General features: G+C 60.8%; 25 protein-coding genes and 1 riboswitch. Of the genes, 20 read left to right on the top strand and 5 right to left on the bottom strand.

All coding sequences use genetic code 11. The annotated features are described in order from the left end of the window. The first annotated feature begins 393 nt into the window (after positions 1 to 393). The 5 genes from cysM (at position 394) to AABC73_RS21755 (ending at position 6,715) form a co-directional block, all read left to right on the top strand. On the top strand, positions 394 to 1,296 hold the full coding sequence (gene cysM / locus AABC73_RS21775; protein WP_341520908.1) for a cysteine synthase CysM: 903 nt from the start codon (positions 394 to 396) through the stop codon (positions 1,294 to 1,296). After that, positions 1,296 to 2,651 carry a 23S rRNA (uracil(1939)-C(5))-methyltransferase RlmD gene (gene rlmD, locus AABC73_RS21770; protein ID WP_341520907.1) on the top strand — a complete coding sequence of 452 codons (1,356 nt, stop codon included), beginning with the start codon at positions 1,296 to 1,298 and terminating at the stop codon, positions 2,649 to 2,651. The genes cysM and rlmD overlap by 1 nt, the downstream gene beginning before the upstream one ends. Positions 2,652 to 2,809: 158 nt before the next feature. Further along, complete coding sequence (gene relA / locus AABC73_RS21765; RefSeq protein ID WP_341520906.1) at positions 2,810 to 5,053, top strand: GTP diphosphokinase; 2,244 nt, start codon at positions 2,810 to 2,812, stop codon at positions 5,051 to 5,053. 258 nt (positions 5,054 to 5,311) lie between these two features. Continuing rightward, complete coding sequence (gene mazG, locus AABC73_RS21760; protein ID WP_341520905.1) at positions 5,312 to 6,145, top strand: nucleoside triphosphate pyrophosphohydrolase; 834 nt, start codon at positions 5,312 to 5,314, stop codon at positions 6,143 to 6,145. Positions 6,146 to 6,175: 30 nt separating this feature from the next. Then, entirely contained in the window at positions 6,176 to 6,715 is a 540-nt protein-coding gene (locus tag AABC73_RS21755; RefSeq protein WP_341520904.1) for a DUF2058 domain-containing protein, read from the top strand. Positions 6,716 to 6,778: 63 nt separating this feature from the next. On the opposite strand, the gene AABC73_RS21750 is transcribed toward AABC73_RS21755, so the two are convergent. From AABC73_RS21750 to purM, 4 genes are all read right to left on the bottom strand, one after another. After that, the gene (locus AABC73_RS21750; RefSeq protein ID WP_020289123.1) at positions 6,779 to 6,958 is read right to left on the bottom strand and encodes a hypothetical protein; all 180 of its coding nucleotides are present in this window, start codon (positions 6,956 to 6,958) and stop codon (positions 6,779 to 6,781) included. A gap of 557 nt (positions 6,959 to 7,515) precedes the next feature. Beyond that, entirely contained in the window at positions 7,516 to 8,229 is a 714-nt protein-coding gene (locus AABC73_RS21745) for a DUF3108 domain-containing protein (protein WP_065832064.1), read from the bottom strand. An 8-nt stretch (positions 8,230 to 8,237) separates the two neighbouring features. Then, entirely contained in the window at positions 8,238 to 8,888 is a 651-nt protein-coding gene (gene purN / locus AABC73_RS21740) for a phosphoribosylglycinamide formyltransferase (protein ID WP_341520903.1), read from the bottom strand. Next, entirely contained in the window at positions 8,888 to 9,946 is a 1,059-nt protein-coding gene (gene purM / locus AABC73_RS21735; RefSeq protein WP_341520902.1) for a phosphoribosylformylglycinamidine cyclo-ligase, read from the bottom strand. Before purM ends, purN begins: the two co-directional genes overlap by 1 nt. A gap of 346 nt (positions 9,947 to 10,292) precedes the next feature. Between purM and AABC73_RS21730 the strand changes: the two genes are divergently transcribed. The 6 genes from AABC73_RS21730 to AABC73_RS21705 all read left to right on the top strand — a co-directional run bounded on the left by AABC73_RS21730 (position 10,293) and on the right by AABC73_RS21705 (position 15,555). Further along, positions 10,293 to 11,360 (top strand): DUF2066 domain-containing protein, encoded by a 1,068-nt coding sequence (locus tag AABC73_RS21730; RefSeq protein WP_341520901.1) that lies wholly within the window; start codon positions 10,293 to 10,295, stop codon positions 11,358 to 11,360. Positions 11,361 to 11,411: 51 nt separating this feature from the next. After that, complete coding sequence (locus AABC73_RS21725) at positions 11,412 to 12,485, top strand: AI-2E family transporter (RefSeq protein WP_341520900.1); 1,074 nt, start codon at positions 11,412 to 11,414, stop codon at positions 12,483 to 12,485. A gap of 218 nt (positions 12,486 to 12,703) precedes the next feature. Then, a complete protein-coding gene (gene hda, locus AABC73_RS21720) occupies positions 12,704 to 13,408 on the top strand; it encodes a DnaA regulatory inactivator Hda (RefSeq protein WP_065832059.1) in 705 nt (234 codons plus the stop codon). Further along, positions 13,402 to 14,166: an NAD-dependent deacylase gene (locus AABC73_RS21715; protein WP_341520899.1), complete on the top strand. Its 765-nt coding sequence runs from the start codon at positions 13,402 to 13,404 to the stop codon at positions 14,164 to 14,166. The genes hda and AABC73_RS21715 overlap by 7 nt, the downstream gene beginning before the upstream one ends. A 74-nt stretch (positions 14,167 to 14,240) precedes the next feature. Next, positions 14,241 to 14,921, top strand: coding sequence for a C40 family peptidase (locus tag AABC73_RS21710; protein WP_341520898.1), 681 nt, complete (start codon positions 14,241 to 14,243; stop codon positions 14,919 to 14,921). Positions 14,922 to 15,015: 94 nt separating this feature from the next. Further along, positions 15,016 to 15,555, top strand: coding sequence for a C40 family peptidase (locus tag AABC73_RS21705; protein ID WP_331150263.1), 540 nt, complete (start codon positions 15,016 to 15,018; stop codon positions 15,553 to 15,555). 136 nt (positions 15,556 to 15,691) lie between these two features. On the opposite strand, the gene AABC73_RS21700 is transcribed toward AABC73_RS21705, so the two are convergent. Further along, positions 15,692 to 17,017 (bottom strand): sorbosone dehydrogenase family protein, encoded by a 1,326-nt coding sequence (locus AABC73_RS21700; protein ID WP_341520897.1) that lies wholly within the window; start codon positions 17,015 to 17,017, stop codon positions 15,692 to 15,694. A gap of 107 nt (positions 17,018 to 17,124) precedes the next feature. Next, positions 17,125 to 17,346, top strand: a riboswitch (cobalamin riboswitch). Positions 17,347 to 17,444: 98 nt separating this feature from the next. On the opposite strand from AABC73_RS21700, the gene cobO reads away from it, so the two are divergent. The 9 genes from cobO (at position 17,445) to cobC (ending at position 25,671) form a co-directional block, all read left to right on the top strand. Further along, on the top strand, positions 17,445 to 18,056 hold the full coding sequence (gene cobO, locus AABC73_RS21695; RefSeq protein ID WP_331150261.1) for a cob(I)yrinic acid a,c-diamide adenosyltransferase: 612 nt from the start codon (positions 17,445 to 17,447) through the stop codon (positions 18,054 to 18,056). Next, positions 18,053 to 19,348, top strand: coding sequence for a cobyrinate a,c-diamide synthase (locus AABC73_RS21690; RefSeq protein WP_341520896.1), 1,296 nt, complete (start codon positions 18,053 to 18,055; stop codon positions 19,346 to 19,348). Before cobO ends, AABC73_RS21690 begins: the two co-directional genes overlap by 4 nt. Further along, positions 19,345 to 19,995, top strand: a complete 651-nt coding sequence (gene bluB / locus AABC73_RS21685) for a 5,6-dimethylbenzimidazole synthase (protein ID WP_341520895.1) — start codon at positions 19,345 to 19,347, stop codon at positions 19,993 to 19,995. Before AABC73_RS21690 ends, bluB begins: the two co-directional genes overlap by 4 nt. Then, complete coding sequence (cbiB, locus tag AABC73_RS21680; RefSeq protein ID WP_341520894.1) at positions 19,992 to 20,900, top strand: adenosylcobinamide-phosphate synthase CbiB; 909 nt, start codon at positions 19,992 to 19,994, stop codon at positions 20,898 to 20,900. Before bluB ends, cbiB begins: the two co-directional genes overlap by 4 nt. Further along, a complete protein-coding gene (cobD, locus tag AABC73_RS21675; RefSeq protein ID WP_341520893.1) occupies positions 20,893 to 21,897 on the top strand; it encodes a threonine-phosphate decarboxylase CobD in 1,005 nt (334 codons plus the stop codon). Before cbiB ends, cobD begins: the two co-directional genes overlap by 8 nt. Then, positions 21,894 to 23,354, top strand: coding sequence for a cobyric acid synthase (locus tag AABC73_RS21670; protein WP_341520892.1), 1,461 nt, complete (start codon positions 21,894 to 21,896; stop codon positions 23,352 to 23,354). The genes cobD and AABC73_RS21670 overlap by 4 nt, the downstream gene beginning before the upstream one ends. Before the next feature lie 177 nt (positions 23,355 to 23,531). Beyond that, positions 23,532 to 24,053, top strand: a complete 522-nt coding sequence (gene cobU, locus AABC73_RS21665; protein WP_341520891.1) for a bifunctional adenosylcobinamide kinase/adenosylcobinamide-phosphate guanylyltransferase — start codon at positions 23,532 to 23,534, stop codon at positions 24,051 to 24,053. Beyond that, complete coding sequence (gene cobT, locus AABC73_RS21660; protein ID WP_341520890.1) at positions 24,050 to 25,102, top strand: nicotinate-nucleotide--dimethylbenzimidazole phosphoribosyltransferase; 1,053 nt, start codon at positions 24,050 to 24,052, stop codon at positions 25,100 to 25,102. The genes cobU and cobT overlap by 4 nt, the downstream gene beginning before the upstream one ends. After that, positions 25,099 to 25,671: an alpha-ribazole phosphatase family protein gene (gene cobC, locus AABC73_RS21655; RefSeq protein WP_341520889.1), complete on the top strand. Its 573-nt coding sequence runs from the start codon at positions 25,099 to 25,101 to the stop codon at positions 25,669 to 25,671. Before cobT ends, cobC begins: the two co-directional genes overlap by 4 nt.

The raw sequence follows: 25,671 nt of genomic DNA, 5'->3' as shown, positions 1-25,671 counted from the left end.
CGCTGCGAAGCAGGGGCCGGACGTCAGCGCAGAATGGTTTCCCCCCTTTGCCGAAACAAAGGGGGTCGACCGTCAGGGCGAAACCTCTATAAGCCGCACCGCAAATGCTGTTGTTGCTACCCAATTCAAAAAGCAATAGAACCTTAGCCAGCCGCGAAAACCCATCAGCTAGGTTGTCTGAGCCGGCCCCTTCCCGGATAAATCCGGTCCCACGATGATTTGCAAGTATCGCACCCGTTGGATATCCAAGTTCGCAGACAAGCCTTGCAACGAATAGCGGCGCGGCATAGCGCCTTATTCCTTTTAGCGATAACCCCCGCACTTTGCGTGATATGGGGTTTTGGCGTTTGCCGTTATGATAGGCGCCCCCGCAGTCTGGATTGCGAATACGCCATGACCCTGCAGTACCCAACCATTGCCGATTGCGTCGGCAACACCCCGCTTGTGCGTCTGCAACGTATGGCGGGCGATACCAGTAATATTCTTCTGCTCAAGCTGGAGGGTAATAACCCGGCTGGGTCCGTGAAAGACCGTCCGGCGCTGTCGATGATTACCCGCGCTGAATTGCGCGGGCAGATTCACCCCGGCGACACCTTGATTGAAGCGACTTCCGGCAATACCGGCATCGCCCTGGGCATGGCTGCGGCGATCAAGGGTTACCGGATGATTCTGATCATGCCCGACAATTCCAGCGCCGAGCGCAAGGCGGCGATGACCGCCTATGGCGCCGAGTTGATTCTGGTCAGCAAGGAAGAGGGCATGGAAGGCGCCCGCGACCTGGCTGAACGCATGCAGAACGAAGGTCGCGGCAAGGTGCTCGATCAGTTCGCCAACGGCGATAATCCCGAGGCGCACTACACCAGCACCGGCCCGGAAATCTGGCGGCAGACCGGCGGCACCATTACCCATTTCGTCAGTTCCATGGGCACCACCGGCACCATCATGGGCGTTTCCCGTTACCTGAAAGAGCAAAATCCACAGGTGCAGATCGTCGGTCTGCAACCCATGGAAGGCGCCGCGATTCCGGGTATTCGTCGCTGGCCGGAAGAATACCTGCCGCGCATCTATCAGGCTGACCGGGTTGATCGCATTCTCGATATGGCCCAGGCCGAAGCCGAAGACACCATGCGTCGTCTGGCGCGCGAAGAAGGCATCTTCTGCGGCGTTTCCTCCGGCGGTGCGGTCGCGGGCATGTTGCGTCTGTCTCGTGAAGTCGAAAATGCGGTCATGGTCGCGATCATCTGTGACCGTGGCGACCGTTACTTGTCGACCGGCGTCTACGACGCGCCCAACTGATGGCCAAACATGAAAGAGGCCTGCGCTTCCAACCAGCAGGCGGTGTTCGGGCGACGCAGATCCCCACCGGAAAAAAACAGCGGCTGACCATCGAGCGTCTGTCCAACGACGGGCGCGGTATTGCGTTTCTCGACGGGCGAACCTGGTTCGTCGCCGGCAGTCTGGCCGGTGAAGAAGTTGAAGCGCGGGTGCTCAACGCCCACGGCAAGGTCGTCGAAGCGCGCACTGAGCGGGTATTCCAGCCGAGCGCCATGCGCCGTCCGGCACCTTGCGTGCATTTCGGCCGCTGCGGTGGCTGTAGCGTGCAGCATCTGCCCCACAGCGAACAGCTCGCCCTGAAACAGCGCATGCTTGCCGAGCAATTGCAGCGAGTGGCCGGTGTCGAGCCGCAAGAGTGGGCGGCGCCTTTGACCGGTGCCGAATTCGCCTACCGGCGACGCGCCCGGGTCGCGGTGCGCTGGGATGCCAAGGCCAAACGCCTGGATGTCGGCTTTCGGGCCGCTGCCAGTCAGGACATCGTTTCCATCGAAGAATGCCCGGTGCTGGTACAGGCCTTGCAACCGATCATGATGCAATTGCCGGCGATGCTGAGAAGCTTCCGCAAACCGCAGGTGCTGGGTCATGTCGAGCTGTTCAGTGGTTCTTCCACGGCTGTATTGCTGCGCCACACCGCGCCGCTGGCCGATGCCGATCTGGCAACCCTGCAAACGTTCTGCAAAGACCATGACGCGCAACTCTGGCTGCATGGCGAAGGCGATCCGCAACCGACGGACGCTGCACAGGCTTTGGGCTATCGTCTGGAACCCTGGAATCTGGACCTGGCTTACCGGCCGGGAGACTTCATTCAGGTCAACGCGGCGATCAATACCGCGATGATCGAGCAGGCTCTGGACTGGCTCGCACCCAAGTCCGACGAGCGCGTTCTGGACCTGTTTTGTGGTCTGGGCAATTTTGCGTTACCCCTGGCCCGACTGGCCCGGGAAGTGGTTGCAGTCGAAGGTGTCGCGACCATGGTCGAGCGTGCGTCGGCCAATGCAATAAGTAATGATCTGCACAACGTAGCCTTTTTTCAGGCGGATTTGTCCCAGCCGCTGGCACAAGCGAACTGGGCCGCAGAGGGCTTTTCTGCGGTACTCTTGGACCCGCCGCGTGACGGTGCTTTCGAGGCGGTACGCAAGCTCAAGGCATTAGGTGCCGAACGGTTGCTCTATGTGTCATGTAACCCGGCAACTTTGGCGCGCGATACTGTCGAATTGGTCAAACAGGGCTACCGATTAAAACGTGCCGGAATCCTCGATATGTTTCCACAGACAGCTCATGTCGAGGCGATGGCTTTATTTGAAGCGAGTAAGTGAGCAGCGGCTTAGGGAATTGAGTCAGCGGTTCACATGGAGTCTCGTTTAATCCGACTGGCCCGCGAATGCCAGTCCTTGCTTGCCCGGCAAGGAGTGTTCGCTCAAGAAGGCCAGCGACTTTAGGCGCTATTCATCGCGCCGTAGGGAAGGTAAGCGACATGGTACAGGTGAGAGCACACCAGCCGATAAACACAGACGGCAGTATCAACCTCGACGCATGGCTGGATCATGTGGTCAGCGTCGACCTGATTTTGGATCGACAAGCCTTGAAAGAGGCCTGTGAGTTTGCCCGCAACGCCGAGCAACAGGACAACGCTTCAAAGAATCGCTGGGCCGAAGGTACCTCGAGTTTCCAGACTGGTCTGGAGATTGCCGAGATCCTGGCCGACCTCAAGCTCGATCAGGACTCGCTGGTTGCGGCGGTGCTTTACCGTGCCGTGCGCGAAGGCAAGATTCCGCTGCCCGATGTCGAGCAGCGCTTCGGCGCGACCGTGGCCAAACTGATCGACGGCGTGCTGCGCATGGCCGCCATCAGTGCCAGCCTCAGCCCGCGCCAGTCTTTGGTGCTGGGCAGTCAGGCGCAGGTGGAAAACCTGCGCAAGATGCTCGTGGCCATGGTCGACGACGTCCGCGTGGCCTTGATCAAACTGGCCGAACGGACCTGCGCCATCCGCGCGGTGAAGAATACCGACGAGGAAAAACGCAACCGCGTTGCCCGGGAAGTCTTCGACATCTATGCGCCATTGGCGCACCGCCTGGGTATCGGCCACATCAAATGGGAGCTGGAGGATTTGTCCTTCCGCTACCTTGAGCCCGAACAATACAAACAGATCGCCAAGCTGCTGCATGAGCGCCGCCTTGATCGCGAGCGCTTCATCAGCGACGTGATGTCCCAGCTGGAAAACGAGCTGCTGGCGACCGGCGTTACCGCCGACATCAGTGGCCGGGCGAAGCACATCTATTCGATCTGGCGCAAAATGCAGCGCAAGGGTCTGGAATTCAGCCAGATCTACGACGTGCGCGCCGTGCGTGTGCTGGTCCCGGAAATGCGCGACTGCTATACCGCGCTGGGTATCGTGCATACCTTGTGGCGACACATTCCGAAAGAGTTCGACGACTACATCGCCAACCCCAAGGAAAACGGCTATCGCTCGCTGCACACCGCCGTCATCGGGCCGGAAGGCAAGGTGTTGGAGGTGCAGATTCGCACCCACGCGATGCATGAAGAAGCCGAACTCGGGGTTTGTGCCCACTGGCGCTATAAAGGCACCGACGTCAAATCCGGCTCCAATCATTACGAGGAGAAAATCTCCTGGCTGCGTCAGGTGCTGGAATGGCACGAAGAACTGGGTGATATCGGCGGTCTGGCTGAACAGCTGCGCGTCGATATCGAACCGGATCGGGTCTACGTCTTTACCCCGGACGGCCACGCCATCGACCTGCCCAAGGGCGCGACGCCGCTGGACTTCGCCTATCGGGTGCATACCGAGATCGGCCATAACTGCCGTGGCGCGAAGATCAACGGCCGCATCGTGCCGCTCAACTACAGTCTGCAGACCGGTGAACAGGTCGAGATCATCACCAGCAAACACGGCACGCCGAGCCGCGACTGGCTGAACTCGAACCTGGGCTACATCACCACCTCGCGGGCGCGGGCCAAGATTGTTCACTGGTTCAAATTGCAGGCCCGGGATCAGAACGTCGCGGCGGGTAAAACCTTGCTTGAGCGGGAGCTGGCGCGTCTGGCCTTTCCTGCGGTGGACTACGACAGGCTGGCGGAAAAAGCCAATCTCAAGACCGCTGAAGACATGTACGCGGCCCTGGGGGCGGGCGATCTGCGCCTGACGCAACTGGTCAACCTGGCGCAGCAACTGGTCGAGCCGGAACGCGGCAACGAGCAGATCGAACTGGTGCCGCGCAAGGCTACTGGCTACAAGCCTGGCAAGCGCGGCGACATCCAGATTCAGGGCGTGGGCAACCTGATGACGCAAATGGCCGGTTGCTGCCAGCCGCTGCCGGGAGATGCCATCGTCGGTTACATCACCCAGGGCCGTGGCGTGAGCATTCACCGCCAGGATTGCGCATCGGTGCTGCAGCTGGGCGGTCGCGAGCCGGAACGGATTATCCAGGTCAGCTGGGGACCGATCCCGGTGCTCACCTATCCGGTGGATATCATCATCCGTGCCTACGATCGCTCCGGTTTGCTGCGTGACGTTTCCCAGGTCCTGCTCAACGAGCGGATCAACGTTCTGGCGGTCAATACCCGCTCGAACAAGGAAGACAACACCGCATTGATGTCGCTGACCATCGAGATCCCGGGTCTGGATGCATTGGGGCGTTTGCTGGGGCGGATTTCCCAGTTGCCAAATATTATCGAGACGCGGCGTAACCGGACGCCTTGAGCCGTATGGGCGGCCCATTCGCGAGCAAGCTCGCTCCCACAGAAACCACCTGGCACCTGTGCAGACTGTGTGAAAACTACTGCGCTCGACAATACTGCGTTAAAAACAGGCGAAAAATGCTCATTTAGAACACCTAGACTCCGCTTTTTCGCCTGTTTTTGCCTTGTCTTGTCATCGCTCGTGACGTTTTCACACAGTCTGTGTGGGAGCGAGCTTGCTCGCGAAGGACGTTCCGTAAATAAAGAATTGGAAACCCCAATGCACACTCTCGACGACCTGCTCCACCTCATGGCCCGGCTGCGCGATCCGCAGTTCGGTTGCCCATGGGATGTGCAGCAGAATTACGCCAGCATCGTGCCGCACACCCTTGAGGAAGCCTACGAAGTGGCCGACGCCATCGAGCGCGGCGACTTTGATGATCTAAAGGGCGAGCTTGGCGATTTGCTGTTTCAGGTGGTGTATTACAGCCAGCTGGCCAGGGAAGAAGGGCGCTTCGAGTTCGACGGTGTGATCGACGGGATCACCCGCAAACTGATCCGCCGCCATCCCCACGTGTTCCCAACCGGCGATTTGTACGCGCCGCTGGAAACCCCGCGCTTGAGTGAAGAGCAGGTCAAGCAGCGCTGGGAAGAGATCAAGGCCGAGGAGCGCGCCGATAAGGCCGCTGTGCCTGAACAGCTGTCCTTGCTCGATGATGTGCCGGCGGTATTGCCAGCCTTGTCCCGTGCCGCCAAGTTGCAAAAGCGCGCCGCGCGGGTGGGTTTTGACTGGCCTGCCGCGCTGCCGGTGGTGGACAACGTTCGCGAAGAGCTGGATGAAGTCCTTGAAGCCATGGCCAGCAACGATGCCGAGGCGATTGCCGAAGAAGTCGGTGATCTGCTGTTTGCCGCCGTCAATCTTGCCCGGCATTTGAAGGTTGATCCAGAAAGCGCCTTGCGTTCGGCTAACACAAAATTCGAGCGTCGCTTCCGATTTATCGAACAGGCATTGCGCCAGACCCATCGTCCCATCGAAGATTGCACCCTCGAAGAAATGGACGCTCTCTGGGGCGAAGCCAAACGTCAGGAAAAGAACGCGCCCAGCTGTGGCTGAGCCCGGTGTATCTGCATAAGTGAGTAGACAATGAGCCTTTCCCTACGCGACCAGTTGCTCAAGGCAGGTCTGGTTAACCAAAAGCAGGCCAAACAGGTCGGCAAAGACAAGCAGAAAGAACAGCGTCTGGCCCACAAAGGCCATATCGAGATCGACGACTCGCAAAAGCGTGCCGCCCAGGAAGCCATGGCCGAAAAGGCCAAGCGCGATCAGGAACTCAATCGCCAGCAGCAGGAGAAGGTCGAGCAGAAGGCCCGCGCCGCGCAGATCAAGCAACTGATCGAAGTGTCGCGCCTGCCGAAGCTGACCACCGAGGATTATTACAATTTCGTCGATGACAAGAAGGTCAAACGCCTTTCGGTCAACAGCCTGATGCGCAGCAAGCTGAGCAGCGGTTCGCTGGCCATCGTGCATCACGCCGGCGGCTACGAAGTCATTCCCCGGGAAGCGGCGCTGAAGATCCAGGAACGCGATCCACGACGCATCGTCTTGCTCAGTGAGCCGACTGAAGAAGTCGATGGCGATGATCCGTACGCGGCCTACAAGATCCCTGATGATCTGATGTGGTAAATGCCAAACAAACAAAACCCGCCAAGTGCGGGTTTTGTTTTGCAGCGATTCTGAAAGTGCGTCTTACTGGTTGCGTCTGCTTTCCAGTTCTTCGAGCTCAGCCTTGTAACGCTGGGCGTCGGACTCGACATGAAACATCCCTACCAACTGATCTTGCTGGTGTACATCCCAGATCTGAATGCCATCAGCGATGGTCTCGTGAGAGATATGGGCGTCGTCGCGTTCAGTAACTCGTACGGTCATGGTTCAGGCTCCTGACTTGAGGCTGCGGCGATGTGTCGCAGGTCTCTGTTATAGGATTTGTTAGGTTCCTGAGTAAATAGCCAGGACGGGCAAGAGTTTGTTGCGCAAATGGAGGGAATGCCGCAGGCCTTGAATTGTCTGGGTTGTGGGGGATTTTCGGGTAAATGAAGGTTTTTTCATGTGGTCGTTGCGCTCCTGGAAACCACCATTTATCACCGGCGCCGCGCTTCTAAATGGGTGGCACCAACAGCATTCGCGGTGCGGCGTATTGAGGTTTCGCCCTGACGGTCGAGTCCTTTTGTTTCGGCAAAAGGACGAAACCATCTGCGCTCAGCCTCCCGACGCGCGTTTGGCGGTGTCTGCCAGATAGCGGCAGGAAAAGCGAAAATCAAAAGCCGGATCAATTCCGTTGGAGCGAGGCTTGCCCGCGAATCGGTATTTCATTCGACACTTTTATCGCCGGAGATGACGCCTTCGCGGGCAAGCCTCGCCAACGGCGCCCATAAAAAACCCCGCTAAAAAAGCGGGGCTTGGTGCAGCGTTGAAGGGCTGACGAATCAGCTGCCTTTGACCGCTTTGCCATTCACCGTGCCGTCTTGCAGCATGATGTTGTATTCCTTGCCGTCGGTTTCGACCTGTTGCAGGCGAACCAGCAGGTAATCCCAATCCTTGGCGAACCAGAGGACGGTGATGCGCTTGCTTTGTGTCGGGTCGCGTACGCGCTCGACCTTGATGGCATCGACCTGGCCCGCTTTGGTGGCGACCTTTTCCGAGCCCAGCACGCGGAAGTCGTAAGTGTCGACTTCATCGCCGTCAACGACCTGATAGCTCATGCTCTTCTTGCCTGCGGCCACATCATGTTGCAGGGCCAGCTGGTAAGTCGATTTGTCGAGAATGCCGCGATTGAGTGGCAGCTTGATCGCATCACCGCGATCGGTGCCGGTCACGAACTTGGTGGACCAGTCGAACACCAGGTCGACCTTCTTGGATTTGCCCAGGCCGCCACGTTCAAAATTGTAGGTTTGTGGCAGCAGTACGTCTTTGTCGACCTTCAGCGTGCTGACTTCGGTCAGGCTGGCAATCATCATGGAAGCCTTGAAATTCAAGGTCCAGGTTCCGTTCGGGCCTGCCGCCAGGCTGCGCTCGGCAGTGCCGCTCATGGGCAATTGCTTCCAGTCGGCGGTATAGCTGGCGGAGAACGGTTGCAGGTCTGCGGCGTGAGCGGCAGGCAGTGCGAGCAAAGCGAAAGCGAACAGCAAAGCGCGACGCATAATATCTCCTAGGTTCGTATCAAGTGGCCATGAGCCGCGAGTAACTGACCGTCCAATAATGCACCTTCTTCGCCAAGGCTCAAGCGGCCTTCGGCAAACCAGCGGACGGCCAGCGGATAAATCTGATGTTCCTGGGCATGAACGCGTTGAGCCAGACTTGCCGCAGAGTCGTCGGACTCTACCGGAATTACTGCCTGTACGACCAGCGGTCCTCCATCGAGTTCCTCAGTGACGAAGTGCACGCTGCAGCCGTGCTCGGCATCGCCAGCCTCCAGCACCCGTTGATGGGTGTGCAAGCCTTTATAGAGAGGAAGCAGGGAAGGGTGGATGTTCAGCAGGCGACCTTGATAATGCCGGACGAATCCGGCACTGAGGATGCGCATGAAACCGGCCAGCACCACGAGTTGCGGCTGGAAGGTATCGATCAGTTCGATCAGTGCGGCGTCGAAGGCCTCGCGACCGTCATAAGCCTTGTGGTCGAGAACGCAGGCTTCGATGCCTGTATCGCGGGCGCGTTGCAGGCCGAACGCATCGGCGCGGTTGGAGATCACCGCGCGGATGCGGACGGGATGATTCCCGTCCTTGAAGCTGTCGATCATGGCTTGCAGGTTGCCGCCGGTGCCGGAGAGCAGCACCACCACATCACAGGTCGCAGGCATCAGTGCGCCTTGAGGTTTTTCAGCTCGACTTGTGCAGCGCCTTCGGCAGCGGTTGCGATCTGACCGATCACCCAAGGCTGCTCGCCGGCTTCGCGCAGTACGTTCAACGCGGTTTCAACGTGCTCTTGAGCGACGCAGATGACCATGCCCACGCCGCAGTTCAGCACGCGGTGCATTTCGTTTTCGGCCACGTTGCCTTGCTGCTGCAACCAGTCGAACACCGCTGGACGCTGCCAGCTGGCGACGTCAACGATAGCTTGTGCGCCTTTTGGCAGCACGCGCGGGATGTTGTCCAGCAGACCGCCGCCGGTGATGTGGGCCATGGCTTTTACCGCGCCAGTGTCCTTGATCAGTTTCAGCAGGGATTTGACGTAGATGCGCGTTGGGGCCATCAACAGTTCGGTCAGCGGCTTGCCGTCGAGCTGGATGTTTTCGATGTCGGCGCCGGCCACTTCGATGATCTTGCGGATCAGCGAGTAACCGTTGGAGTGCGGACCGGAAGACGGCAGGGCGAGCAGGGCATCACCGGCAGCGACCTTGGAACCGTCGATGATGTCGGCTTTTTCTACGACGCCAACACAGAAACCGGCCAGATCGTAGTCTTCGCCTTCGTACATGCCAGGCATTTCAGCGGTTTCGCCGCCTACCAGCGAGCAGCCCGCCAGTTCACAGCCAGCGCCGATGCCGGTCACTACCTGGGTAGCGGTTTCGACGTTGAGCTTGCCGGTCGCGTAGTAATCAAGGAAGAACAATGGCTCGGCGCCGCACACCACCAGGTCGTTGACGCACATGGCGACCAGATCGATGCCGATGGTGTCGTGCTTGTTCAGGTTCAAGGCCAGGCGCAGCTTGGTGCCGACGCCATCGGTGCCGGAAACCAGCACAGGCTGCTTGTAGCCAGCCGGGATTTCGCAGAGGGCGCCGAAGCCACCCAGACCGCCCATGACTTCCGGGCGCTTGGTGCGCTTGGCAACGCTCTTGATGCGTTCGACCAATGCTTCGCCGGCGTCGATGTCTACACCGGCGTCTTTGTAGCTCAGGGAGGGTTGCTTGCTCATAATCCAGGCCTTTAGGGGGGATTCGGGTGGGATCGACGGAAACGGCGGGGCCACTGGAAAACTGCACCTGCGTGCAATGCAGTTTTTCGGGCCGCCACCATCGCCAGTCTGCGAAGGCGCGCGATTTTATCAGGCTTGGGCGGCAGCGGCCATCCTTAGGCCGACGGGCAGGCTTGATCGATACAAAATAAACCGGGTCCGGAGCGCTCTGGCTCGTTTGGCGAGGCCTCTATAAGGTGTAGCCTGCATCTTGAATTTGAATGAATGGCCTTGCTCTGCGGTCTCAGGCAAGCCAGCCATCTAGTTACGGTTATTTTTCTGCCGCTTTTCTGTTCGGGAACTGTCCATGGGTCTCTCAAAAATATTCTTCGCCGGCTGCCTGTCGTTCATCTGCCTGCCGAGCTTCGCCGAAACCGTCAACAATCTTTATCAGGTGCGCGAGCCCGTCAGCGGCCAGACGCCGGATGAGCGCACCCGCGCTACCCAGGCGGCGCTGGATACGCTGGTGTTGCGCCTCACCGGCGACACCAAGTCAGTGCAAGGCCCGGCGCTGGCCGAGCTGCGCAAGAATCCGCAACAAATCATCAGCCAGTTCGGCTACGAGGCCGGTCCGCCGGAATCGCTGCTGGTGGATTTCGATCCCGCCAGCACTGACCGTTCGCTGCGCCAGGCCGGTCTGCCGATCTGGGGCAGCAATCGGCCGACCATTCTTGGCTGGTGGCTGAATGATGCAATCGATGGCTCGAATCTGGTCGGCGACGGTCAGAGCGCTGCCGAGCCGCTGCGGCGTGCGGCCCAGCATCGTGGCTTGCCGTTGCGCCTGCCGCTGGCCGATCTTGGCGAGCAAGGCGTCGGCACCGCAAAAAATCTTGAAGGCAGCGATGCGACGCCGCTCAAGGAGGCGTCCGAACGTTATGGCGCCGACGCGTTGCTGGCGGTGCACGCCAAGGAAGAAGGTGGCCAGTGGCAGGGCAAATGGCGTTTGTGGCTGGGCGAGCAACGCGAACAAGGCACCGCCACGGGCGCGACCTCCGACGCATTGGCTGATGCCGTGCTGTTGGCGGTTAGCCAGCGTCTGGCGCCGCGCTTCGTGGTCAAGCCCGGCGCTGCCAGCGGTTTGTCGCTGGAGGTGCAGGGCATGAACCTGGAGCGTTACGCACAGTTGATGCGTCTGCTTGAGCCTTTTGGCGCGCGTCTCAAATCGGTCGATGGTGATCGGATCACCTATGACGTCAGCGCCAACGCCGATCAACTGCGTTCGCAGTTGTCCCTGGCCAAGTTGCAGGAAGTGCCGGCCGCAGAGGTTGCACCAGCACCGGTAGCTGCCGCGCCAGTCGACGGTATGACCGCTGCACCGGGCGCCGCGCCGATGATCGTTCCGGCGACAGGACCACAATTGCACTTCCGCTGGTAAGTGGCGGTCTGTTTCAAACACTGCTGCATTTTATGAAGTTGAGGAACTTTGATGACTGATACACGGCGCTGGTTTTGGCTCGGCGGGATTGTCCTGCTGTTGCTGTTTGTTTACCTGTTGCACGCGATCCTGACGCCGTTTCTGGTAGCGCTGCTGCTGGCGTATATGGGCGACCCGCTGGCGGATCGCCTGGAAAAGGCCGGATTGTCGCGGACCTTGAGTGTGGTTGCGGTGTTTACCCTGTTCACCTTGATTATGCTGGCGTTGCTGCTGATCCTGGTGCCGATGCTGGCCAAGCAGTTGTTTCGTCTGTATGAGCTGGCGCCGCAAATGCTCGACTGGCTGCAGCACACGGCATTGCCGTGGGCGCAGGCCAAGTTCGGCCTTGCCGATGGTTTCTGGAAGTTCGACAAGGTCAAGGCGGCGATCTCCGAGCACATGGGCCAGACCGGCGACATCGTCGGTATCGTCCTGTCCAAGGCGACCGCGTCGAGTCTGGCGCTGATTGGCCTGATCACCAATCTGGTGCTGATCCCGGTGGTTTGCTTTTACCTGCTGCGCGACTGGGACGTGATGATGGGCAAGCTGCGCAGCCTGCTGCCGCGTCACCGCGAAGGCCAGATCGTCAAGCTGGCGGGCGAATGTCATGAAGTGCTGGGCGCATTCATCCGTGGCCAGTTGCTGGTGATGGTGGCGCTGGGCGTGATCTACGCGGCGGGGCTGATGCTGGTTGGCCTGGAACTGGGCCTGTTGATCGGCGTGATCGCCGGACTGGCGGCCATCGTGCCTTATATGGGCTTCGTGATCGGGATCGGCGCGGCATTGATTGCCGGGCTGTTCCAGTTCGGCGGCGACCTGTATCCAATGATGGGCATCGTTGCGGTGTTCATGGTCGGTCAGGCGCTGGAAGGCATGGTGCTCACGCCGCTGTTGGTGGGTGATCGCATCGGCCTGCATCCGGTGGCAGTGATTTTCGCGATCCTCGCGGGCGGCGAGCTGTTCGGTTTTACCGGCATCCTCCTCGCGCTGCCGGTGGCGGCGGTGATCATGGTTCTGGTGCGCCATGTTCATGACCTCTATAAGGACTCGGACATCTACGGCGGCATGGGCGACCCTGAGTTGTAGGGCAAATTGCTGCATCGCGAAGGACGTGGCGCACGACGAGTGCCCACGTCCTTTTTTATTGCAGGATTTGTCCCGGCAATTGTTCGGCGACCTCGCAAAGCACGCAAACCTTTGATTTTCCTTATGGTCTCGCGCATTGTGTGCCCAGCGTCACGGGTATAAACTTTGCACACTTTACACAGAGGCCCCTAACGGCTCACATGAGCTGTTCAGCCAGCATGAAACCGATTCAGCTGCCCCTCGGTGTGCGTCTGCGTGATGACGCCACCTTCATCAATTACTATCCAGGCGCCAACGCCGCCGCACTCGGCTACGTGGAGCGGCTGTGCGAAGCCGACGCAGGCTGGACCGAAAGCCTGATTTATCTCTGGGGCAAGGACGGCGTAGGACGCACGCATCTGTTGCAGGCCGCGTGCCTGCGCTTCGAACAGATGGGCGAGCCGGCGGTTTATCTGCCGCTGGCGGAAGTCATTGATGAAGGGGTCGAGCTCCTCGACAACCTCGCGCAATACGAACTGGTGTGCCTGGACGACCTGCAAGCGGTGGTCGGCAAGCCCGAGTGGGAAGAAGCCTTGTTTCACTTGTTCAACCGGCTGCGTGACAGCGGACGTCGTCTGTTGATCGCGGCGTCGCAATCGCCTCGCGAACTGCCGGTCAAACTCCCCGATCTAAAATCGCGCCTGACCATGGCTCTGGTGTTCCAGATGCGTGGCCTGTCGGACGAAGACAAACTGCGCGCCCTGCAACTGCGTGCCTCGCGACGCGGGCTGCACCTGACCGATGAGGTCGGGCATTTCATCCTGACGCGCGGCACACGCAGCATGAGCGCGTTGTTCGAGCTGCTTGAGCGCCTCGATCAGGCTTCCTTGCAGGCGCAACGCAAGCTGACCATTCCGTTTCTCAAAGAGACGCTGGGGTGGTAGATCAGGCGTTGGTGTCGCAGGTTGCAGCAGCGTTGCGACATGCCCGGCGAATTCTGATCATCACCGGCGCCGGGCTGTCTGCCGATTCCGGTTTGCCGACTTATCGTGGTGTTGGCGGCCTGTACAACGACAAGACTGCCGACGGTCTGCCGATAGAAATGGCCCTGTCCGGGCCGATGCTGCGTCGTGATCCTGCCCTGTGCTGGAAATACATCGCGCAACTGGCCAAGGCCTGCCTCGGGGCGCAGCCCAATGAAGCGCATTACGCCATCGCCGAGCTGCAACGCAAGAAGCCCGAGTGCTGGGTGCTGACGCAAAATGTCGATGGTTATCATCGCGCTGCGGGCAGCCCGCCGGAGCGTCTGATCGAGATTCATGGTCAGCTGGCACCTGTTTATTGCCAATCATGCGCTGCGCAAGACCCACAATGGACTGCCAACTTGGACCGGCCGTTGCCGCCGCTGTGCAGTCGCTGTGGTGGCATTCTGCGACCGTCCGTCGTTTTATTCGAGGAAATGCTGCCGGAGCTGGCGCTGGAAACCCTGCATCAAGAGATGGCAAAAGGCTTTGATGCGGTGTTGAGCATAGGCACCACTGCAAGCTTCCCCTACATCCATGAACCCCTGTTCAGGACAAGGGTTTGCGGCGGTTTTACGGCGGAGATTAATTTGACGCCTACCGACCAGAGTCCGCAGATGGACGCTTTTTTGCAGTGCCGGGCGGTACATGTCATGAGCGAACTGGTAAGTCACATATAGTTCGATTGAATTTGCAAATGAGGATCATAGTTGGCATAGTCTCGCCACCTTAACAGTCAGCCACGGTTGTGCCCATGCTAGCTCGCTTCGCACCCCTCGTGCCTCTCGCACTCGTATCACTACTGTTCGGTTGCTCGGCCAACATGCCGGTATCTCAACAAGATACGCAGCAACAGCAGTACAAGACGCAGATCACTGCGCAGTCCTCCGTAAGCCGCTCCGATCGCTCGGTGTTGCAGGAAGAACTGGCCACTGAAGCCGAACTGGCTCAGTTTGCCGACAACAAGCCTTATCAGCTGCCAGTCCTGGCTGACAGCATCCTTGAGCGTGGCAAATCCCTGATCGGTACCCGCTACCGTTTCGGCGGCACCTCAACCAGCACCGGTTTCGATTGCAGCGGTTTCATCGGTTACCTCTTCCGGGAGAAAGCCGGCATGAGCCTGCCGCGTTCCTCTCGCGACATGATCAATATCGATGCGCCACTGGTTAAACGCGACGACCTTGAGCCGGGCGATCTGCTGTTCTTCAGCACTGCCGGTCGCGGTCGCGTCAGCCACGCAGCCATCTACCTGGGCGACAATCAGTTCATTCACTCCAGCAGCCGTCGCAGTGGTGGTGTTCGCGTCGACAGCCTGGACGATGTGTACTGGAGCAAGACGTTCATCGAGGCCAAGCGTGCCCTGGCGATGGAATCGCCAAATATCGCGCCGCAGACAACTGCAATGACCACGACTACGCTCAAGCGCCACAAGTAATTGCTACCGTGTTACGCAAAAACAGGCTATAAGCCTGTTTTGCTCATTTAGCGCCCTCGGCAAGCAGCCGCATCCAGCTCAGGTTGTTGTATCCATGTCGATTACGATACGCCTCGCGGTCATTACTCTTGCTGCCTTGCTCGGCGCGTGCGCCAGCGCGCCTCCGCCTCCTCAGCCCCGGATCGTTCAGCGCCCGGTGCTTGCGGCGCCCCCCGAAGTTTTCTCCCCGGCTATCGAAGACGTGATGTTTCGCGCTCTCGGTCTGGTCGGCACGCCTTATCACTGGGGCGGCAACACTCCTGATTCCGGTTTTGATTGCAGCGGTCTGATCGGTTACGTCTACCGTGACGCGGCAGGCATTGCGCTGCCTCGTTCGACCCGCGACATGATCGGCATGCGTGCGCCGAACGTGGGCCGTGAACAATTGCAGACCGGCGACCTGGTGTTCTTCGCCACTGGCGGTGGTTCGCAGGTCAGCCATGCGGGGATTTACGTCGGGGAAGGGCGTTTCGTGCATGCGCCAGCCACGGGCGGCACGGTCAAGCTGGACAGCCTCGACAAGCCGTATTGGCAGCGCGCTTACCTGAACGCCAAGCGCGTGATTCAGCCGTCGAGTCTGGCGCGTAATCCGTAAGAAAGATTGCCTATCGGCTGTCCTGTGGGAGCGAGCTTGCTCGCGAAGAGGTCGGCCGGTTCAGACGCTGTTCCGCCGTCTGCTCCATCGCCTTCGCAAGCAAGCTTGCTCCCACACAGTCTGCACAGGTATTGATTTATTGCGCCGTCGCCGCAGTCACCCGCCAGATCTTGTTCCCCACGTCATCCGCCACCAGCAAACCACCCTGATGATCATTGACCACGCCGACCGGGCGACCCTGGGCTTTTTCGTCGGCATTCAGGAAGCCGGTCAGCAGGTCAATCGGCGCGCCGCTTGGCTTGCCGCCGCTGAATGGCACGAACAGGACTTTGTAGCCGCTGTGCGGTTTGCGGTTCCAGGAGCCATGCTGGCCGATGAACACGCCTTCATTGAACGGCGCCGGCAACGTCTTGCCATCGGCGAACACCAGGCCAAGTGACGCGGTATGCGGACCGACTGCGTAGTCCGGGGCGATGGCCTTGGCCACCAATTCCGGATTCTGCGGCGTCACGCGCACGTCCACATGCTGGCCATAGTAGCTGAACGGCCAGCCGTAGAAAGCCCCGTCCTGCACTGAGGTGATGTAATCCGGCACCAGATCGCTGCCGATTTCGTCACGCTCGTTGACCGCCGTCCAGAGTTTGCCGGTGGTGGGTTCCCAATCCATGCCGTTGGGGTTGCGCAAGCCCGACGCAAAGATGCGGTGGGAGCCACTCGCGGCGTCCACTTCCCAGATCGCCGCGCGACCTTCTTCGGCGGCCAGGCCGTTCTCGGCGACGTTGCTGTTGGAGCCGACCGTCACATACAGCTTGCTGCCGTCCTTGCTGGCGATAACGTTCTTGGTCCAGTGGTGATTCAGCGTGCCGCCGGGCAGATCGACGACTTTGGTCGGCTGCGCGCTGATCGAGGTCTGGCCTTCCTGATACGGGAAGCTGATGAGGCGGTCGGTGTCGGCCACATACAGCTTGTTGCCCACCAGCGTCATGCCGAACGGCGAGTTGAGGTTTTCCAGGAATACCGTGCGGGTTTCGGCAACGCCGTCGTGGTCCTTGTCGCGCAGCAAGGTGATGCGATTCGGGCTTGGAACACCGGCGCCGGCGCGGCCCATGACCTTGCCCATAACCCAGCCGCGAACGCCTTTATTATCGTCAGGCTTGGGCGGCGAATTGGTTTCCGCTACCAGCACGTCGCCATTAGGCAGCACGTACAGCCAGCGCGGGTGGTCCAGATGCTCGGCAAAAGCGGCGACCTGCGTGCCTTTGGCGGCGATAGGCTTGGCGTCTTTTTCCCAGCCCACCGCCGGCGCTATGTTGACGGTCGGGATCAGCGTCTTGTTCGGTTCCGGCAACTTGGGGGACGGCCCGGTGCCGTCGGTGACTTGCAGGGTCGAAGATTCGCCGCAGGCCGCCAGGCCTCCCGCAACCAGTAGCAAAACCGCGAACTGTGGTCTGAGCGTAAACATGATCGATCTCCATAACGGGCAGTGGTCCAGTAATAGATAGAGAAGTCTGGGCTTTCGAGGTTCAACCCGATGCTGAGTTGATTGACGCTCAAACCTCAACGCTCTAACCTGCGCCCTTTGTTTCAGGTGCTCAAAATCCCCGGATTGCTTGAGTGAAACAGGGAAACCGGTAAGGACGCCCATGGCGACCAATCCCGGTGCTGCCCCCGCAACGGTAGATGAGTGAAGCTGTGCTTCATGCCACTGTGTCCGCAAGGACATGGGAAGGCGCACAGTCGGGATTTTCCCGCTCATGAGCCCGGAGACCGGCCTGATCCATTCAATAGCATCACGGCGGGCGATGCTCTGGGCATGACGAAAGTCGTGCTGCCAGTCATTTTCTATTGCCAGCCGTCTGCTTTCGCGTGCCCTCAAGCGGAGAGCTGAGATGAACGAATCCCCCGAACGTGACGAACGCCATTTGGCGCGCATGCTGCGCAAAAAAGCCGTGATGGACGAGCGTATCGCCAGCGCACCCAATGAATGCGGGCTGTTGCTGGTTCTGACCGGTAACGGCAAAGGCAAAAGCAGTTCTGCATTCGGCATGTTGGCCCGGGCAATGGGCCACGGCATGCAGTGCGGCGTCGTGCAGTTCATCAAAGGCAGCAACAGCACCGGCGAGGAGTTCTTCTTCCGGCGTTTCCCCGAGCAGGTTCGCTATCACGTGATGGGCGAGGGCTACACTTGGGAAACCCAGGACCGCCAGCGTGATATCGCCGCCGCCGAAGCCGCGTGGGAAGTTTCCCTGGAAATGCTGCGTGATCCGGCCATTGGTATGGTGATCCTCGACGAACTGAATATCGCCCTCAAGCACGGTTATCTGGACATCGAGCGGGTGCTTGGCGACCTGCAAGCCCGCCCGCCGATGCAGCACGTGATCGTCACCGGCCGTGGCGCCAAACCGGAAATGATCGACATGGCCGATACCGTGTCTGAAATCACCGTGGTCAAACATGCCTTCCAGGCCGGTATCCGCGCGCAAAAAGGCATCGAGTTGTGAGTGAACCGCGTCATTGTCCGGCGGTTCTGATCGCCGCACCGGCTTCCGGCCAGGGCAAAACCACCGTCACCGCCGCGCTGGCCCGTTTGCATCGCAATCAGGGCCGCAAGGTTCGCGTGTTCAAGTGCGGCCCGGATTTTCTCGACCCGATGATTCTGGAGCGCGCCAGCGGTGCGCCTGTTTATCAGCTGGATTTGTGGATGGTCGGTGCCGATGAAAGCCGCCGCCTGTTGTGGCAGGCGGCGGGTGAAGCCGACCTGATCCTGATCGAAGGCGTGATGGGCCTGTTTGACGGCACGCCTTCCAGCGCAGATCTGGCGCGTTATTTCGGCGTACCGGTGCTGGGCGTCATCGATGGCACGGCCATGGCCCAGACCTTCGGCGCGCTGGCGTTGGGTCTGGCGCGCTATCAGCCGGACCTGCCGTTCGCTGGCGTTCTGGCCAACCGGGTCGGCACCGTACGGCATGCGCAATTGCTCGAAGGCAGCCTCACCGAAGGCCTGCGCTGGTACGGCGCGTTGTCTCGGGAAACCGGGATCGAACTGCCAAGCCGGCATCTGGGACTGGTGCAGGCCAGCGAGCTGAATGATCTGGATCTGCGTCTGGATGCCGCCGCCGCAGCGCTGGCCAGCACTTGCGAAGTTGAACTGCCGCCTGCGGTGACCTTCGCCGCGCCGGACCTTGTCCCGGCCGAACCTTTGCTGGAAGGCGTGACCATTGCCGTCGCCCATGACGAAGCCTTTGCGTTCACTTACGGCGCCAGCCTGGATCTGCTGCGCGCCATGGGTGCGCAGCTGGTGTTCTTCTCGCCGATCCGCGATTCAGTGCTGCCGCCTGCCGACAGCCTGTATCTGCCCGGTGGTTACCCGGAACTGCACCACCTGGCCTTGAGCCAGAACGCGTCGATGCTTAACGCAATTCGCCAGCATCATCAGGCGGGCAAACCGTTGCTGGCCGAGTGTGGCGGCATGTTGTATCTGCTGGACGCCTTGACCGATGTCGACGGCCAGCGCGCCGAGCTGGTGGGCTTGCTCGCCGGTGAAGCGGTCATGCAAAAGCGTCTCGCCGCATTGGCGCTGCAAACAGTCGCGCTGCCGGAAGGCGAGCTGCGCGGCCATACCTATCACCATTCGCTGACCAGCACCGAATTGCAGCCCATCGCCCGCGGCATCAGCCCCAACGGCGGGCGCGGCGCGGAAGCGGTCTATCGCGACGGGCGTATGACGGCGTCCTACGTGCACTTTTATTTCCCATCCAATCCTCAAGCGGTTGCGGCGCTTTTCAAGCCATGAATGACCAAGCCTTCAGCGCCGATGAGCGCGCTGCGGTGTATCGCGCCATTGCCGAACGCCGGGACATGCGTCACTTCAGCGGCGGTACGGTCGCGCCGGAACTGCTGGCGCGGCTGCTCGGTGCGGCGCATCAGGCGCCCAGTGTCGGCTTGATGCAGCCGTGGCGTTTTATTCGCATTACCGACCGGGCCTTGCGTTCGCAGATCAAGGCGCAGGTCGAGCAGGAACGGATGCGCACCGCCGAAGCGATGGGCGAGCGTGCCGACGATTTCATGAAGCTCAAGGTCGAGGGCATCGACGATTGCGCGGAAGTGCTGGTCGCGGCGCTGATGGATGATCGTGAGAAACACATCTTTGGCCGCCGCACGTTACCGGAAATGGACCTGGCTTCGTTGTCTTGCGCCATTCAGAACCTGTGGCTGGCGGCCCGGGCCGAAGGGCTGGGCATGGGCTGGGTGTCGTTGTTCGAACCCCAGGCGTTGGCTGATCTGTTGAACATGCCGGCCGGTGCCAAGCCGCTGGCGGTGCTGTGCCTGGGGCCGGTCAGCGAATTTTACCCGGCACCGATGCTGGTCATGGAAGGCTGGACGCAAGAACGTCCGCTCGACGAAATGCTCTACGAGAATCAATGGGGAGTCAGGCAATGAGTGTGGCGCTGTTGAGCGTCGCCGGTGTGGCGCTGGATGCGTTGCTGGGCGAGCCGAAGCGGTCGCATCCGCTGGTGGCCTTTGGGCGGTTTGCCGATCGCATCGAGCGGCGCTTCAATTCCGGCGGACGCGGCTGGCGCAGCCATGGCGTCACGGCCTGGTTTCTGGCCGTGGTGCCGTTGACGTTGCTGGCCACGGCGTTGAGCTGGTTGCCATACATAGGCTGGCTGGTGGAAATTCTCGCGCTGTATTGCGCACTTGGCCTGCGCAGCCTTGGCGAGCACGTCGAGCCGGTAGCCCAAGCGTTGCGCGCCGACGATCTTGACGAGGCGCGGCGGCGGGTCGGCTATCTGGTCAGCCGCCAGACTTCGGAACTGGATGCGACTGAAGTGGCCCGTGCGGCCACCGAATCCGTGCTGGAAAATGGCAGCGACGCCGTGTTTGCCGCGCTGTTCTGGTTTGCTGTCGCCGGTGCGCCGGGCGTCGTGTTGTATCGATTGAGCAATACGCTTGATGCAATGTGGGGCTATCGCAACGAGCGCTTCGAGCGTTTCGGTTGGGCAGCGGCCAAAATCGATGATTTGCTTAACTACATTCCTGCGCGTCTGGTGGCATTGACCTACGCGCTATTGGGCAAGACCCGACTCGCGTTGCGCTGCTGGCGAACCCAGGGTCCGACCTGGGACAGCCCCAATGCCGGTCCGGTGATGGCGGCGGGCGCCGGTGCGCTGGGTGTCGAACTCGGCGGCGCGGCGATTTATCACGGCGAGCTGCATCAGCGTCCGCAGTTGGGCGAAGGTGTGCCCGCCGACGCGCAATCCATCGACCGAGGCTGGCAACTGGTGCAGCGCGGCGTCTGGCTTTGGCTGCTGATTTTATGTGTGGGAGCTGAATTCTATGCTTGAACACGGTGGGCGACTGCGTGCTGCTGCGCGCGACTACGGCATTGCCGAAAGTGAGTGGCTGGATCTTTCCACGGGCATTGCGCCCTGGGCCTGGCCGATAGCGCCGATTACGCCGCAAGCCTGGGCGCGACTGCCGGAAACCGACGACGGCCTGGAACAAGCCGCCTGCGCTTATTACGGCGCTCCCCAAGTGTTGCCGGTGCCGGGTTCCCAGGCGGCGATTCAAGCCCTGCCGCGTTTGCGCGGTGCCGGTAAGGTCGGCGTGTTGTCGCCCTGTTATGCCGAGCATGCCCAGGCCTGGCGCAGCGCCGGCTTCCTGGTCCGGGAAGTGCTGGAACATGAAGTTGATTATTTTCTCGACAGCTTCACGGTGCTGGTGGTGGTCAACCCTAACAATCCCACCGGCCTGAACCTGACGCCTGAGCAATTGCTCAAGTGGCATGCACGGCTGGCGGAGCGGGGCGGCTGGCTGGTGGTGGATGAAGCTTTCATGGACAACACACCGGGCCTGAGCCTTGCCGCTGAAACCTGGCGCACCGGGTTGATCGTCTTGCGCTCGTTTGGCAAGTTTTTCGGTCTGGCCGGGGCGCGGTTGGGTTTTGTGCTGGCTGAACCGCATCTGCTCAAATTACTGGCCAAAGATATCGGACCCTGGGCAGTCAGCGGACCGACCCGGGAAATCGGCGCGGCTTGCTTGAGAGACACCGAAGGCCATTACCAGCAACGCCAGCGCACCGATCAGGCCAGTCAGCGTCTGGTGCAATTGCTGACGCGACACGACCTAACGCCACACGGCAGCTGCGCGTTGTTTCAATGGCTGGTCACGCCCCGTGCGTCAGCGTTGTATGAGTTCTGCGCCCGGCGCGGCATCCTGCTGCGCCTGTTTCTCGATGAAGGCCCGCATCACAGCAGCCTGCGCTTCGGCCTGCCCAGCGATGAAGCGGATTGGCAGCGCCTCGACAGCGCCCTTGGCGAATTCAATCAGGAAAATTCATGACCACCTTGATGGTGCAAGGCACCACGTCGGACGCCGGCAAAAGCACTCTGGTGACAGCATTGTGCCGCTGGCTGACGCGTCAGGGCGTCAGCGTTGTGCCGTTCAAGCCGCAGAACATGGCCCTCAACAGTGCGGTCACGGCGGACGGCGGCGAGATCGGCCGCGCCCAGGCGGTGCAGGCCCAGGCGTGCGGCCTGCAACCGCACACTGACATGAATCCCGTGCTGCTCAAGCCCAACAGCGACACCGGCGCGCAAGTGATTATTCACGGCCGGGCCGTTACCACCATGAATGCGGTGGCCTATCACGGCTATAAAGAAATCGCGATGCGAGCGGTGCTGGAGTCCCATCAACGGCTGAGCGAGCAGTATCCGGTGATCGTCGTCGAAGGCGCCGGTTCACCAGCCGAGATCAACCTGCGCGCCAACGATATCGCCAACATGGGTTTCGCCGAAGCGGTGGATTGCCCGGTGCTGCTGATCGCCGATATCAATCGCGGCGGGGTGTTCGCGCATCTGGTCGGCACGCTGGACCTGTTGTCGCCTAGCGAGCAGGCGCGGGTCAAAGGCTTCATCATCAACCGTTTTCGCGGTGACATCGCCTTGCTGCAACCGGGGCTGGACTGGCTTGAAGCGCGCACCGGCAAACCGGTGGTCGGCGTGCTGCCGTATGTCATGGACCTGCATCTGGAGGCGGAAGACGGCCTCGATCAGCGCCAGACTGACAAGGTCGAACAGGTGCTGAACGTCGTGGTACCGATCCTGCCGCGCATCAGCAATCACACCGATTTCGACCCGCTGCGCCTGCATCCGCAAGTCAATTTGCAGTTCGTCGGGCCCGGTCAGGCCATTCCACCAGCCGACTTGATCATCCTGCCCGGCTCGAAAAGCGTGCGCAGCGACCTGACTTATCTGCGCGCCAATGGCTGGGACAGCGCCATTGCCCGGCATTTGCGCTACGGCGGCAAGCTGCTGGGCATTTGCGGCGGCTTGCAGATGCTCGGCGAGCAACTCCACGACCCGCTGGGGCTGGAAGGCGCGGCCGGTTCAAGTCCCGGCTTGGGTTTGCTGGCCATGAGCACCGTGCTTGAAGAACACAAACAGCTGCGCAATGTGCGTGGCCGACTGTTGCTGGAAGATGTCGAGGTCAGCGGCTATGAAATTCATGCGGGTGTGACCACCGGCGCGGCGCTGGAAAATCCAGCGGTGCAACTGGATGACCATCGTTGCGACGGCGCACAAAGCGCCGACGGGCAAATCCTCGGTACTTATCTGCACGGCCTGTTTGAAACACCTGAGGCTTGCAGTGCGCTGTTGCGCTGGGCGGGACTGGAAAACGTGCAGCAGGTGGATTATCACGCCCTGCGCGAGCGGGACATCGAGCGGCTGGCGGATCTGGTCGAGCAGCATCTGGATGGCGCGTTGTTGCGCGAGTTATGTGGTTTGGGATGTGCCTGACATTGCGGGTGGTGCAGGAAATCCAGGGCTTGTGGAAGCGAGCTTGCTCGCGAAGGCGTTATTTCACGCTCCGCGAAGGCCCCGGATGGGCTGGCCTCTTCGCGAGCAAGCTCGTTCCCACAGGGCATATCGCGCTAGACAAGTAGTTCCGAGTTTTCTAAGAAGAGGCGCACACAAATGCTGCAACTGATCCTCGGCGGGGCGCGTTCCGGCAAGAGTCGTCTGGCGGAAAAACTTGCCAGCGAGTCGCGGCTGGACGTCATTTATATCGCCACCAGCCAACCGGTGGACGCCGAGCTCAACCAGCGTGTCGCGTTGCATCGCCAGCGCCGTCCGGAACACTGGGGGCTGATCGAAGAGCCGCTTGAACTGAACCGGGTGCTGCGGGAAAACGCCGCGCCGAACCGTTGCCTGCTGGTGGATTGCCTGACGTTGTGGCTGACCAATTTATTACTGCTGGAAAACCCCGAGCGCCTGACGCTGGAGCGCGAGGCGCTGCTCGATTGCCTGGCGCTGCTGCCGGGCGAAATCATTTTTGTCAGCAATGAAACCGGGTTGGGCGTCGTGCCCCTCGGTGAGTTGACCCGCCGCTATGTCGATGAAGCCGGCCTGTTGCATCAAGCCTTGGCCGAACGTTGCCAGCGCGTGGTGTTGACCGTTGCCGGCTTGCCACTGACGTTGAAAGGATCCGCATTATGAGTAATTCCTGGTGGCTCAATCCCGCACAGGCCGCCAACGTGGCGGTCCGCGAAGAAGCTCTGGCGCGTCAGCAGCAATTGACCAAGCCCACTGGCTCCCTCGGCCAGCTTGAGCGGGTTGCGGTACAGCTCGCCGGTTTGCAGGGGCAGGTCAAACCAAGGGCCGACGTGCTGTGGATCGCGATTTTCGCCGGAGATCACGGTGTGGTGGCCGAAGGTGTTTCGGCTTATCCCCAGGAAGTGACCGGGCAGATGCTGCACAACTTCGTCACCGGCGGCGCCGCTATCAGCGTGCTGGCACAGCAACTGGCCGCGCAACTGGATGTGGTGGATCTGGGCACCGTCGCGCCGCTGGATTTGCCGGGTGTACGCCATTTGCGGATCGGTGCGGGCACGGCCAACTTCGCCAAGGGCCCGGCGATGACTCAGGAACAGGGTTTACTGGCTTTACAGGCAGGACGTGACAGCGTGTTGCGTGCCAAGGCGGTGGGCAGCGAACTGTTCGTGGGCGGCGAAATGGGCATCGGCAACACGGCGTCGGCCAGTGCCGTGGCTTGCTCTTTGCTGGAATGTGCGGCACAGCTGTTGGTTGGTCCCGGTACCGGTCTGAACGCAGCAGGCATCGCCCATAAAACCCAAGTGATTGAAGCTGCGCTGGTGCTGCATGCCGAGCATGCGGGCGATCCGCTGCAAAGCCTGTTCAGTCTGGGCGGTTTTGAAATTGCCGCGCTGGTCGGCGCGTATCTGGCCTGCGCTCAGGAAGGCATCGCGGTGCTGGTCGATGGCTTTATCTGTAGCGTCGCCGCGTTGGTGGCGGTGCGCTTGAACCCCTCGTGCCGCGAATGGCTGCTGTTCGGCCATCGTGGTGCTGAGCCGGGGCATCGTCACCTGCTGGAAACCCTGCAAGCCGAACCGCTGCTGGATCTGGGCCTGCGCCTGGGCGAAGGCAGCGGCGCGGCGCTGGCGGTGCCACTGGTGCGTTTGGCCTGTCAACTGCACAACGGCATGGCGACTTTCGCTGAAGCCGCCGTGGCAGACCGCCCGGCATGACCTTGCACCTGGACCTGCTGCGCCACGGCGAAACCGAACTCGGCGGCGGCATGCGCGGCAGCCTTGATGATGCCTTGACCGATATCGGCTGGACGCAGATGCGCGCGGCGGTGGTCGAAGGCGGTCCATGGGACCGGATCGTCAGCTCGCCTTTGCAACGCTGCGCGCGTTTCGCCGAAGAACTGGCCGAACAACTGGCGCTGCCATTGAGCCGGGAACCGGCGCTGCAGGAACTGCATTTCGGCGATTGGGAAGGGCGCAGCGCCGCACAGCTCATGGAAACCGATGCCGAAGGGCTGGGATTGTTCTGGGCTGATCCCTACAGCTTTACGCCGCCCAATGGCGAGCCGGTGCTTGCGTTCTCGACGCGGGTCTTGGCCGCAGTGCAGCGCTTGCATGAGAAGTATCGCGGCGAACGCGTGCTGCTGATCAGTCACGGCGGGGTCATGCGTTTGTTGCTCGCTCAAGCGCGGGGTTTGCCTCGGGAACAACTGCTGCAAGTTCAGGTTGGGCATGGCGCGCTGCTGGCGATTACGGTCGCGGCGGGCGGTTTGCTCACGGAGGGTTGA

Source organism: Pseudomonas sp. G.S.17 (assembly GCF_038096165.1).
Lineage (GTDB): Bacteria > Pseudomonadota > Gammaproteobacteria > Pseudomonadales > Pseudomonadaceae > Aquipseudomonas.
The sequence above is the reverse complement of the archived record's forward strand: the minus strand, read 5'-3'. Positions and strand labels throughout refer to the sequence as shown.